Below are 12,659 nucleotides of genomic sequence, written 5' to 3'. Positions count from 1 at the left end.
CCCGCCCCCCGCGCCGCGCTGTTCTTCCCCCCGGGAGGCCCCGCCTTCCGCGAATGGCATACCGGCTAGTGCAGTGCTACTTGAGAAGCCGGACCTGTGGATCACTATTGATCGGCTCGTGTCCAAACGTGCGAAGCGAGGGTCAATGTAGACCATTGGGGCCCGTCTGGAGAGGGGTGTGTGTGCAACTTGTGCTCAGCTTTTGAAACCGGATCTACCGGACGGTGATCGCCGGCAGGCGCCTTGACGACGAAGACGTGCCTTGTGACCTGTGATGACGGGAGATCTCCGGCTGTCGGCACGGCTGTTCGACCAATCCCGTACCGGAGGGACCGCTTGCCGGCGTCTCCTCGGTTGCGGCGGCGCGCGGTGATTATTGGATCACTGTCGCCGGGCTGCCCTTCCCATGATCCGGATCATCGGCTTCGGTTGCGAGATCACGGCCCGGGCAGCAGGCCGGGGGCCTGATTCCGGTCACCGGAATCAGGCCCCCGGTCGTTCCGCGCTCAGTGCGGGAGTCGGCGATACGCGTCGACGTAGTTGCGCAGCAGGGCCTCGTGGGTGCCGTTGATGATTTTGCCGAGCAAGGGCTGGGCCCGGAAAGGGGCGCCGAGGCTCTTCTCCTTGATGCGCTTCACGAGCTCCGCCCTTCTGCTCTCGGTGACGTATTGTTCGAACGATGCCCGGTCCATTCCGGCGAGTTCTGCCAGCTTGGTGTCGTCCGGAACGTCGAAGACGAGATCCGACAGGCCCAGCGCCGCATCAGGTGCCACCCGGTAGAAGTCGAGGACGCGCTTGCGCCATTCCTCGCGGCGGGCATGGCTCTGGGTGTAGGACTGGCGGAGCGCGACGATGCGATTGCTGACGGGGCCTGTTTCGGGCGTGGCCAGGATCGCCTTGACGAGCCTCTCGCCGTCGGTGACGACGGAGCAGTCGGGGGCGAACACCCTGTTGTCCTTGTCCTCGCCGCGGAAATTCCCGAGAGACTTCGCCAGGGCCTCTCCTTCCTGGTCACCCGTGCCGAAGGTGACGCCGTCCTCCAAGCGGGTGAGGCCGTCCAGGAGCTTGATGAACGTGTTGGGCTCCGGGAAGTAGACGGTCCTGGGGTCGGCGTTCGCCATCGCGACGCGGACGTCCCGGTCCATCGCGGTGGCGATGTCCACGCGCGGATCGCCGCCCTCGGGGAGACGGTAGCCCCCGCTGAAGAGGTCGGGCCAGTTTCCCTTCTGCAGCCGGTCCGCCACCGCGTCGAACAGCGGGGTGCCCCCGGGAGTCCTGAGCGAGATCACATCGGCGTCGCCGGTGTGGAAGTAGATCTGCTCGTATCCCTTGCCGCCGGCGTACAGCGCCTTCACGAACTCCTGCGTCCGGTCGCTCCCGGCGATGGCCTGCCGTATGGCGCCGTAGGGGATGGTCTTCTGATCGCCGAGACTCGTCCTGCCCTTGGGCGCGCACCACAGGAAGGAAAGGACGGCGACCGGGAAATCGGACTTCTCCCGCCGCCAGGCGTTGGTGAATTCGTCGGTGATCCGCCGCTGCCGTGCGACGCGTTCCGCGCGTTTGGCGTCGCTCTCGCCGTAGGGGTAGCCCTCGTTGAGCCCGATGACGAGCGCGCACCCCTGCCGGGTCGCGGTGGCCTCGTCGCGGTAGCGGCGCGCCAGGGTGAGCAGCTTTCGATGGTCGTCGACCTTGGCCGGGACCATGGCGACGAAGCCCACGCTCCCCTTGAGGGGCTGGGGAGCGCCGACCGCCTGTCCGGCGTACACGTCGGTGACCGGCTCCCAGGGTGTCCTGCCGGTGGCGGGGGTTTTGGGCCGGGCCCGGTTGACGATCACCCCGGCCTGCTTCCGCTGCTCCTCGGGCAGGCTGTCGGGGCTCGTCCACCGAGGCCGGGAGATCTCGACCGGAGTGCCCGGGCTGCGATGGCACACGCGCTGCTCGACCAGGTAGCCCTGCTCCAGGCGGGCGACGCCGATCTTGTCCCGGTGATCCCAGACCTGGAAGGCGGCGGCCCGGTCGACAGTACTCAGGAACGTTGCCAGCGCGTTCAGGGAGGAGACGTCGCGTCTGTATACGAAGCTGCTTGCGCCGGCGAAGAGGTGGTGGGGGATCCGTTTGCGGGGCACGGCCAAGTGGTGCACGCGCTCCACCCTCGTCAGCGCGACGTAGGCGATGCGGTGCCGGAATCCCAGGTCGCGGGCGATGGCGACCTCGGTGACCCCGCGCACGCGCGTGCGCTGCTGCCAGGTGGCGGCGGCGTCGCGCAGGGCGGCGAGACCGTCGGCGTCCCGCCGGCCGGCGCGTACGACCGCGCGGGCGTGGTGGTCGAAGGCCACCCGCTCGGCTCGTACTTCGGCCGGGGAGGGCGAGATCCGACGGCCCTTGTGCCGCTCCACCACGCCGTCGATCCACTCCAGGGCCACGTCGCTGCCGTGGGTGCGGATCTCCTCCCAGTTCATGCCGCGCAGCACGACCAGCCCTTGTTCCGTCTCCGCGACCGGGAGCGGGTAGAGGTATCTCAAGGACAGCTCGCCGAGTGTCGCTCTGTAGAACGCTTCGCGCTCCTGGCGCGTCTCGGACTTCCCGGTGCCGCGTACGGTCACCGGGCCCGGGTCCTCCATGCTGACCGCGCGGCCGGTGCCGTACCTCTCGCGGAACAGCCGCTCGGTCTCGGCCAGCGCGGCCTGCCGGACCCTGGCGCGTTCGTCGTCGTCGTGACCCGTGTCGTCCATGGTCCCTGCCAGGGCGTGCGCGGCGTGGATCAGCTCGTGCGCGAGGACCATCTCGGGGGCCGTGGCGACGTCGTCGGAAAGCAACAGCACCCGGGGGTGGAAGGACACGATGGAGTACACGCCCAGGCCGTTGTAGAGCGGTCCCTTGAGCCTTGAGTTCAGCGACCACTGGGCGGGCTTGCCGTCCGTGGCCTGCGTGATGATGACGTTGATCCCCGCGAGGTCCCGCTGCTTCGGCTGCTTCGGCGCCGGACCGTTCTTCCGGGAGCCGCCGTGGCGGCACAGGACCCGCGTGCTGATGCCCGTGTCCCAGTCCTCCGGCCCGCCGTAGGTGCCGTCCGGGTCGGGCAGCGGCCGGGCGTGGCCCAGGAACTCGACGAGGCGCTTGCCTGCTTCGGAGGACTCGATCCGCCGGAGCAGGAAGTCGATCTCCCCTGCGTAGTCCTCGGCGTCAAGCTCGAGGCCGGGCTCGGGGTTGGAGGTGTCGTCGCGTACGTCGAGCGCGTCTGCGTCGGGGCACACGGCGATGCCGGGCCGTATCACGGTGAGGGGGAGCGGCTTGCCGCCGAGCCAGGCGATCTCGATGGGCGATTCCGCGGCCGCCCGGACCGGCTGCGGTGGTGTCAGACGGGCAGGGTCGAGCCCTGTGAGGCGACGCATGACGGGGGTGTTCCTTTCGGGGAGTCCGGGGGATTCAGTCCGTGACGACCAGGACGGCCCGCGCCTGCTGGCGGGTGCCGGTGGTCAGGACCAGGGAGGGGGCGGCGCCGGCCGCCGTCGGCGCGGTGTACCGCAGCGAGATCTTCTCGACGGCGGGCAGCAGGTTCGGCAGCCCCGACGCCGGCGAGCCCGTCGCAGGCAGCAGGGGGGCGAGCGCCTCCGCGAGCGTGAGGCCTTCCTGGGCGGCCCAGGTCGCGGTCCAGCTCGTCGCGTCCGGATCCTTGTCCGCCATGAGGTCCAGCTCCATCAGCGACGACTCCGGGCCGCCGAGGAGAAGGGATCCGGTGGCCTCGACGCCGGACGGGCCGTCCCCGGTGCTGATCCGCGTCGTGAGGTGGGCGCGGGCCCGCAGTCCGGCGGGCAGGGGGAACTCGGCGGATCCGGTCGCGGCGAACAGCCGTCCGGAGGGTGTGGGGACGACCTCGAAGCACAGCTCCTGCAGCGTCAGCTCCGCCAGGGAGGCGGGCAGGCCGCTGCCCATGGCCTGCTCGGTCCAGGCGCTGATGTCGCGGAAGGCGATGCGGTCCGCCTCCACGGCGAGCCCCCAGCCCTGGGCGCTCCTGGCGGCCTTCACCCCGATCCGGGTCCCGCCCACGACGAGCGTCCCCGCCAAGGCCACTTCGAGAGCCCGGTCCCCGCCGCCGGACACCAGGACCGTCTGGTCCTCGATCCGTACGCCCGCGATCTCCAAGGGGCTCAGGAGCTCTCCCGCGACGACGAAGGCGCCTTCCCGGAGGTCGCACAGGAAGGAGAGCCGTCCCCAGCCGTTCTTGCCGAGATCCGGGGCGGCGCGCTCGAAGAGGCCACTGCCGTCGGCGAGTTCGCCGTGCGCCGTCAAGGCGGGCAGGTCGACCGTGACGGCGCTTTCCAGCCCGCCCACGGACAGGTGTGCGTTCAGCTCGACCGACAGCCCTCCCCGGCCGCTCTGCCGGGCGGTGGAGTCCAAGGCGATCCGCGCACGGACCTGGCTGAGCGTCACTCCTGCCGGCAGCGGCCATTCGTCGGCCAGGCCGACCTCGAGTTCTCCGGTCACTCGTCCTTCCCCGGGGGCGTACGAGACGGTGACTTCACGGAGCGCGGGCAGCGCCGAGGCGAGGAGCCCCTGCCACTCCGCGGGGAAGTGGTCGGTGACGGCGTCGGCGCCCGTGCACCCCGGCAGGTCCGCCACGTGTCGCAAGGACGGCAGGGAGAGCCCGTCGGGAAAGCGGGCGGACACCGTGAACGCGCCCTCGTGCACCGAGGCGAGGAACAGCACCGGCTCGTCGAAGCCGGGCAGCTCCCACCGGGCTCCCGCGACGACCGGTGTCCGCTCCTGCGCCGTTTCCTTCTCCGAACGGGGAGTGGCGTCGAGTACGACGACGGGCGCCTGCGCCCCCAGGGCCTGGAGCGGGCTCAGGTCGTGTGCGGGGAAGGGCTCGGGCAGGCGCCACTCCGGGGCGTCCACGACCAGGACGAACCCCACGACCGCCCTGCCCGAGGCGTCGGCCAGGAACTCCGCCACGGCCGGGCACGGCTCCGGTCCGAGGGCCGGCACGGCGCAGTGGCCCCGGACCGTCATGCTCTCCGCGGTGAATTCCGCGTCCGAGAAGTTCAGTTCGGTGGCGTCGAGATACGTGGAGAACGCGTCACGGACCGCGGGGTCGGCGAACTCCTCGGCCGTGAGCCGCAGACTTCCGTTCCGTGCCCTCCCGGCGATTTCCGCAACGGACAATGTGGATGAATTCCCTGTGATGTTCAATTCTCCATCGATTTCGGGTGGTGGGATGGTGCCGAGGTCAGACGTAGATCTCTTCGTTGATCACGACGACGGCGGGGCCGTTGCCGGGGTCGGCCGGGGTCGGCCGCGGGCGTGCGAAGTCCAGTGCGGTGGCGGGGCCGTTGTGGTCCGCGATGATGCGCCTGGCCCGTTCGGTGTGCTCGGGGACGAGTTCCTGCCGCACGTGGGGCTCGGCTGTCGCGCGATCCGCGAGAAAGCCGTCCGGCTCGTTGACGAAGCGGTCGAAGTGCTTCGCGGTGAGGTTCCTCTTCGCCTTGCTGACCGGGTCGTTGAGGAGGGGACCTCTGAATACCGCGTCCCCCTCGGGTCGCTTCCAGCCCCGTTTCCAGATGCCCGCGGCCTGGTCTCCCTTCGCCAACGGGCCGTAGGAGGGGCGGGCGGCGAATCCGAGTTCTTCGGCCAGCCGCCGTTCGCTGATGTCGAGAAGCAGCATGCGTTGTGCGCGTATGCGCTGCGCTCGCGCGGCCTCGGCGGCGTCAAGGGGGTTGGCCAGATGACGGTCGACCGCTTCGATGCTGCGGAGTTGTCCGGGGGTGTTGCGCAGGACTCTCCGTCCCGTTCCGGCGTCGGTTGTCGTGCCGAACAGCCACTCCAGAGCGATGGGGTTGCCGTGGGTCACGATCTCTTCGAGCGGGCTGGTGTCGAAGGCGAGAGCGTCGTTGAGGGATCCCGCCACGTAGGGCTGCACCTCCTCGTTCGTCTCCATCGATCCGGCGACGATGTGGGCAGCGTGGATCAGTTCATGGCCGAGGACGATCTCGGGCGCCAGAACAACCCTGTCCTGGACCACGGCGAAACGCGGATTGAACTCGATGTACGAGAAGTAGCCGAGGCCGCTGCGGGCGGTGGGTGTCTCGTCGGTCAGGGTGCGGGTGTCCGCGGACAGCCTGGCCCCTCGGGAGAGGATCACCGTGGTGATGCTCGGCCGGGAATCCCCTGATGCGTACTCGGCCGTGAAGGCGGATTCGCCGAACCCGTGGGGGCCGGGCAGCGGAGTGGCCTGCCCGAAGAATTCCACCAAGCGCTTTCCGGAGGGAATGGCCTCCAGCCGGGTCAGGAGGTCGTCCACATGGTCCAGGAACGCCTGGTCGGGAGGGGACGCCGGGTGCGACAGCATGGCCGTGCGGTCCACGGAAGTGACGGCGATTCCCGGGCGGAGTTCCACGGCCGTGCAGGAACCCCGCTTGCCCATCGTGATCCGCATGCGCGCGGGGGGCGTCCCGGGGGTGGAGGAGTGAGTCACTGGGGGCTCCGAATGTGAGGAGGTGGTCGGTCAGCCGAGGCGGGTGTCCGCGAGCGGGGCGGGCGTCCCTCCGGACGGCGTCACGGCGAATACGGCTCGCACGGTCCCGGCGTCCGCGGCGACGACGAGACCGCCGTCCCCCGTCACGAGGTCGAGTTCGGTGACCTCGGGCAGGAGCTTCCGCACGGAATCGTCCACCGTCCCCCCGAGCCATTCGACGAGGTCCGCCACGGATGCCGCGGCGTCGCCGTGCCAGGAAGCCCGCACGCGGCCCCCCGCCTGAGCCTGGAGCTCCAGAACCATGGGCTCGGCCGCCGGCGGATCGATGGACAGCATGGCCTTCAGTTGCCCGGCGCTCGAACCGCTGCCACTGGCGGCGGTGATGATGAGCTCCGTCCTGCGGCTGCCGAGAGAGAACAGGCTGCCGGCGGAGAACTCGAAGGAACCATCGGCCCTCCGGGCCACGGACAGGTCGTCGAGGACGACGCCGCGCAGGAAGTCCGGCACGGTCACGCCCATGCGTTCCGACAGCCAGTCGGCGACCGAAGCGAAGTCCACATGGCGTATCGAGCCGGCCAGTTCCCACCGGCCGTCCGTCGTACGGGAGGCGACGGCGCGGACCCGGGCGGAGCCGACGGCCAGCTCGCCGAGGATCCGTACATCCGGAGCCCCGCTCCCGTGGCCGGCTATTTCGAGGGAGGCGTTCTCCAGGGCGAAGTCCGCACCGGATGCCGCGGGCAGGGCGGGTGCCGCATAGCCGAGCGCGAGGGCATAACTCCCCTCCCGTAGATCGGCCCTGACCGTGGCACGGGCGATGGGGAGACTCTCCAGACCGCTCCCGGAGGCGAATTCGGCCGGTGCGCCGGTCTCCGGGAAGGGGCCGGCCGCCTCGGCCGTCACCTCCAGCTCCGGAACCGTGACGGTTCCGCTGAGGGTGCAGCCGCGCACGCCGATGTCGGCGCGCAGAGCGGCCCGGGTCCGTACGGGGCCGCCCTCCGGGAAGGTCAGGGTGAACTCCGCCTCGACAGCGGTGAGCTCCGCCGTGCCCGGGACCACCGGCACGTGATCGGCCAGGCTCACCCGCAACCAGACGCTGCGCAGGCGCTTCCGGCCGGTGTCGACGACCACCTGGATCTGCCGAATCCGAGGAGTGCCGACGGGTATCTCTGCCGGAAGGGTGAAATCGGCGCCCGAACCGAACGGCAACTGAGCGAGATCGGCGAGGCCGGACAAGGGCAGTCCCTCTCCCAGCACCGGCGACGCGGTGACCGTCGACGCCCCGGAAGGGGTGACGTCGAACTCCCACTCCTGATGGCCTGCGCCGATTCCCGGCAGGCGGACCAGGCAGCGTGGCACGACGGCCGTGCCCCCGTCCTCGGACAGGCCGAGGGTGAGGACGGCGTGCAGCCGTCCGGTGCTCTGCATGGTGCCCAGAATCCCCAGGTCGAGGTCGAGATCGCCCAGTCGGAACCGCCAGTCCGGCAACTGCACGTCCAGGACGACGGCGCTCACGTCCACTCCCCGGGTATCACCGAGGAACCGCAGGACGCAGGGCAGGTCGGCGCCATGGCCGGCCAGGGTCAACCGGCCGGTGACGGTCAGCGCTTCGAGGTCCACGTCGGGGTCACGGACAGTCAGCGAGTCCGTGAAGAGGTAGTCGTCGAAGAGTTCCAGCGCGTTCTCGTGCACCAACTGCTGCGGAGTGAGCGTCAATTCTCCTTCTGCTTCACCGAGGATCGTTCGGGCCTGCGCCATCGACAGGGACACCACTTCGCCTTTCGCTTCTGCGTACTCTTCCGCGCCCTGCACGGCCGTCAACGGGCCCATTGGGGGACGATCGGGGTCACCTCTGCCGGAGTGCCGAAGGGATGGCCGGGGCTCGCCTGCCCCTGATCCGGCCAGAACTCCTTCTCCCCGCGCCACCCCCGGGGAGCGGTGAACTTCCCGGATCCGGGGGTCCAGGGCGCTTCGTCAAGTTTCGTCCAATATCCGACAAGCCCTGTCCAGCGGGCCGCTTCGTCCTCGAACGGGTTGTACCGGAAGTCCTTGTCGAATCCCGGGAATCCCTTTCTCCGGTCCCGCTCGTGCTTGATGAAGTCCGTTGCCGAGGACCACGCGTGCTGCTTGACCGGGAGACGGCCGTCGGGCCGTTCGGAGAAGGTGAAGCGCAGAGTGATGTCCACCTGGTACGCCTGAAGGATCCGCTGCGGGGGGATGTGCCACGGCGCGTCCCACTCGGTGGCTTCCTTCACCAGTTTCCGGGCCCGACCCCCGGAGTGGCGAATCCGTCCGGGATCGAGCACATTGCCTTCCATGCTGACCAAGTACCTGGACGGCTTGATCACGTACAGCCACTTCTTCAAGTAGGTGCCGTCCCGGTCCTCGGCCAGCTCCCGCGCTATCCTCCGCAGCCTGGAGAACTCCGTCTCGTTCCCGTACCCCTTCTTCACGAGCTCCTGGACGGCCAGTCCGGCGTTGAGGTCGGTTTCCCTCATCTCCTTGAGCAGCGGGCCGAGCTCCCATCGGACGAACATCTTCATGGCGGTGTCGATGTCCCGTGCCACACTGACGAATCCGCTCTTTTTGCTGAAGTGCTTCCAGTCCGCGAGGTGGCCCGGGATGTCGTAGTACGTGTCCCAGCCCGTGAATCCGTCCTTGAATATCTCCTCCGGGCCCCGGCTGTCGATCCGGTACACCCAGTCCGGCACCCTCTTCAGCACGTACGGGAAAATGGGGAGCAGCTTCTTCTGACTGCCGTTCGGCATCTGTGATCCTGATTCGGGAAGAAGGTGAACAGATTCGCTTCGGGGAGCGGGACGAACCGGTGGACCGATTCCTCGCCGGGAGTCAGGCGGAGAGGCCCGCCGTCGGCGACGGCTGAGGACCGGCGGTCCATGAATCGACGGAGGTGAAGGTGAACCGGTCCTTCTCCTCCGCCTCGGCGGCGGACGCCCCTTCCGCCGACGGGTCCGCCAGCAGCACCGCGGCGTGGGCGTGTCCGGTGGCCGAGCCACCCTCCGAGGCGGACGGGTTGTGCTCCCGCACGAGGGTGTACCGGTGGTTCCCTTCCGGGCCCCAGGGCCACCCGTAGGCGCCGTCGGCCGAGGGATGGCCGAGCACGAGCATCTGCCCCCGGGATGCGAGGGGACGACCTGCGTGGCCGTCCGCGGCATCGGCCGGGAACGCCTCCGCCTGAAGGCCGGTCGCGACGGATCCCGGAACATCGCCGAGGAAGACGACGCGCAGGGAACCGTAAACCAGCAGGAGGACGCACCCGTTCGCGTCCGCGTCGGACGATCCCGTATTGCCGGTCGAGTTCGCCGCGAGCACATAGAGGCGCATCCCCGCGAAAGAGACGACCGGTGTGCTCAGCCCCCGGAAGGACGGGGGAAAAGTGCGCGCGCTATTGCCGACCAGCCACCGGTGAAGTTCTCCTCCTCCTTGGAGGCCGGCGTACTGCCGCAGGTCTCCACCGCAGGAAACCTGCCCGATCTCCAGCCCCCGGGTCACCGGGAGCAAGGCGTTGCAATGGGAGGAGTCGGGGTGCGTGAGGAACACGTGATCGATGCGTTTGCGCCCGGCGAGGGCCCGCAGCACGGTGGCCCGCATCTTCTCGGCGGTCTCCTGCGTCCCGCGGGAACTTCCGCAGTCGATCATCACGGTAGGCGGTGCACCGGCGTGCTGGTCGCCCGATTCCGGGAAGGTGATGACGGCGCAGGTCGTGTCCTTGGCGTCCGTGAGCACGATCTTGGCCGGCTTACGGGCGGGGTTTCCATCCATCAGCGGCCCGTGATGGGGGCTCAAGTTGTTCTCCTTCGGGGGCACACGGTCGGGGTGGGGCCGGATTTCTCGGGCAGGGGACAGGAGGCGCGCAGGGCTGTGCGCGGGGCGCGGAGTTACGGGGCCGCTCCTCGGCCGGGCACGGCGTGGCGCACGCTGTGCCCGGCCGACGGGCTCACGCGGGGAACACGTGGTTTCCCCAGGTGATGGTGACCTTCGCGGCTTCGGTGTTGCTCACGTCGGAGGAGATGAGCGTGGCCTTGCCGGCGTTGAAGTAGCTGTCGCCGCCGGCACCGCCGTGGCCGCCCCGGCCGCCGGCACCTCCGCCGCCACCGCCGCCCGCACCGCCTCCGGAGTGCCCGAAAATTTTGGCGCCCCCACCCCAGCTTCCGCCGCCACCGCCGCCGCCACCGAAACCGGCCTGCCCCGTGCCTCCGTCGGCTGCCCGGGCCTGCGCGCTCCCGTTGGCACCGGAACGGCCTCCCCGGCCACCGGCGCCACCGGAGCCACCCGAGCCACCGGCGCCGCCGGGGGCGTAGCCCGATGTCCCGGATCCCCCGGCACCACCCTGCTGTCCGCTTCCGTTGCTTCCATTGCCGGCGTCGGCTTCCCCGGTGCTGCCTTTGCCGCCGCTGGAGGCCGTTCCCCCGCCTCCTCCGCTTCCGCCGAGACCAGGGTTGTACGCGCCCCACTTCCAGCCGTTGCCGCCGCGTTCGCCACCGTCGCCGTCGCTTCCGGCCGACCCCGGGCTGCCCGGTCGGCCGGAAGCGACGGGAGCGTCGGCGGCGGTGATGTCCCCGGCGTCCCCACCGGCGCCACCCCGGCCCCCCTTCCCTCCGGAACCACCGGAACCGCCGTGTGCGAAGCCGTCGTTCGTGCCCTGGCCGCCGTCGCCGCCTGCCCCTCCGGTGCTGCCCCAGCTGCCCGCCGCGCCCGCGTCCCCGCCGCTCCCCGCCCCCGCGATCAGCGTGTCGCGGTGGAAGACCTGCGCCGAGGCCGCCGTTCCTCCGTCGCGGGCGACGCGGACGCCGATGACGTCCCCGGGAGTGACGTAGAGCAGGGCTCGGATGCCGGCACCCTTGCCTCCGCGCACCCCGTCGGCATCATTGCCCCCGGCGCCCTGGAGGTGCAGCGAGAGGATGGTGACGTGGTCGGGGACGATGAACGTCTTTTGTGTCTCCGTGCCGTCATAGGTGAAGTCCTGGCTGTGACCCTCAGGGTTGCGGATCCTCAGGCGTCCGCCGACCGTGATGTTTCCCATGACCCTGAGGCGCGCGCCGGTGGTGATTTCGCCTGTCATGCCGGCTTCCCCCGCAACGGCGTGCCCTTGGGGTCGAGGAACTGCGCGTCGGTCGTGACGTCGCCGGTGACGGTCATGTCCTTCCGCACGACGAGGCCGTCGCCCACGGTGAGCGTGCCGTCCACGCCGTACAGGGTGCCGAAGACGTGGCACTCCTGATTCACCCGCACCGCACCCTCGATGGTGAGGAGCTCGTGCCCGTCCCCGTTCTTCTCGCCGTTCGCCTTGATGCTCTTGACGGTCAGACTGGGGAAAGCGGGCTCCTCGACGGCGACGGTCGTCGAGAGGTGATGTGTGATCGTCTCGCCGGAGCGCTTCAGCGTCACCTGGACGAGGAAGTGGGTGTCGCGGGTGAGGGTCCGGACGGGGAACTCCCACTTCTCTCGGCCACTCGGCAGTTCGCTGGAACTGCCGTCGTAGTGGACCACGCAAGTGGCATCGGGCGGTGCCGTCCAGGTGAGGACGGCACCCTGGCCCCGCTTGAGCAGGGTGACAGGGGTGGAGCCGGGGTTGCCGTTGACGTCGGCAAGGCGGACGACGAGATCGCCGACCACGTCGGGCGTGAGGGCCTCGGCCGGCGGGTACTTGGCGAGCGGGAGGGTCACCTGGTGGGTCTCCCAGGTCCGGCCGTTGTCGACGCTCACGGTCTCCCGGATGCGCAGCAGGGCCGTGCCCGCGAGGGCGTTGGCCTTGAAGTCCTTGAGGCGCAGGAGGAGTCCGTGCGTGGTGAGGGAGACGGACTCGCCGGTGGCGGGGCGGACCGTGACGGGTGTGCCGCCCGGGGCGAAGGCCGCCATGTCGTCCTGGGGCAGGGTGAGGAGGACCCCGCTCTCGATCTCGTCAGTGGTCCACTGGTCACTCGGTTCGACGGTGGCGACGACGCGATGGCCGGCGGGTACGAGGTCCTGGGCGAGGTCGCCGGTGGGGAGCACGAGGAGGATCTGCTTGCACAGGACGGCCTCGGTGCCCGAGTTGGACACGACGACGTCGATGTGGGCCGGCCGGCCGGTGGCCAGCGGTGCCGGGACGGTGGCCAGGCTGTAGGTCAGGCGGCTGGTGCCGCCGAGGTGGGTGCTCATGGTGGTGTTTCCTTGGATGCTTGCGGGA

General features: G+C 69.9%; 8 protein-coding genes. All 8 read right to left on the bottom strand.

Features of this window, described 5'->3' with window-relative positions; all coding sequences use genetic code 11:
- Positions 1–506: 506 nt before the first annotated feature.
- On the bottom strand, positions 507–3,392 hold the full coding sequence (locus V7793_RS06625) for a M91 family zinc metallopeptidase (RefSeq protein WP_335581966.1): 2,886 nt from the start codon (positions 3,390–3,392) through the stop codon (positions 507–509).
- A gap of 34 nt (positions 3,393–3,426) precedes the next feature.
- On the bottom strand, positions 3,427–5,163 hold the full coding sequence (locus V7793_RS06620) for a hypothetical protein (RefSeq protein WP_335581965.1): 1,737 nt from the start codon (positions 5,161–5,163) through the stop codon (positions 3,427–3,429).
- Positions 5,164–5,227: 64 nt separating this feature from the next.
- A complete protein-coding gene (locus tag V7793_RS06615) occupies positions 5,228–6,472 on the bottom strand; it encodes a M91 family zinc metallopeptidase (protein WP_335581964.1) in 1,245 nt (414 codons plus the stop codon).
- A 30-nt stretch (positions 6,473–6,502) separates the two neighbouring features.
- Positions 6,503–8,185: a hypothetical protein gene (locus V7793_RS06610; RefSeq protein WP_335581963.1), complete on the bottom strand. Its 1,683-nt coding sequence runs from the start codon at positions 8,183–8,185 to the stop codon at positions 6,503–6,505.
- A 101-nt stretch (positions 8,186–8,286) separates the two neighbouring features.
- Complete coding sequence (locus V7793_RS06605) at positions 8,287–9,237, bottom strand: scabin-related ADP-ribosyltransferase (protein WP_335581962.1); 951 nt, start codon at positions 9,235–9,237, stop codon at positions 8,287–8,289.
- An 82-nt stretch (positions 9,238–9,319) separates the two neighbouring features.
- Positions 9,320–10,276, bottom strand: coding sequence for an MBL fold metallo-hydrolase (locus V7793_RS06600; RefSeq protein WP_335581961.1), 957 nt, complete (start codon positions 10,274–10,276; stop codon positions 9,320–9,322).
- Between the two features lie 151 nt (positions 10,277–10,427).
- Complete coding sequence (locus V7793_RS06595; protein ID WP_335581960.1) at positions 10,428–11,552, bottom strand: hypothetical protein; 1,125 nt, start codon at positions 11,550–11,552, stop codon at positions 10,428–10,430.
- Positions 11,549–12,631, bottom strand: coding sequence for a hypothetical protein (locus tag V7793_RS06590; protein WP_335581959.1), 1,083 nt, complete (start codon positions 12,629–12,631; stop codon positions 11,549–11,551). The genes V7793_RS06595 and V7793_RS06590 overlap by 4 nt, the downstream gene beginning before the upstream one ends.
- Between the last annotated feature and the right edge of the window lie 28 nt (positions 12,632–12,659).

This window comes from Streptomyces sp. KLMMK (assembly GCF_036961605.1).
Taxonomy (GTDB): domain Bacteria; phylum Actinomycetota; class Actinomycetes; order Streptomycetales; family Streptomycetaceae; genus Streptomyces; species Streptomyces telluris.
This window is presented reverse-complemented; position numbering and strand designations above follow the sequence as displayed.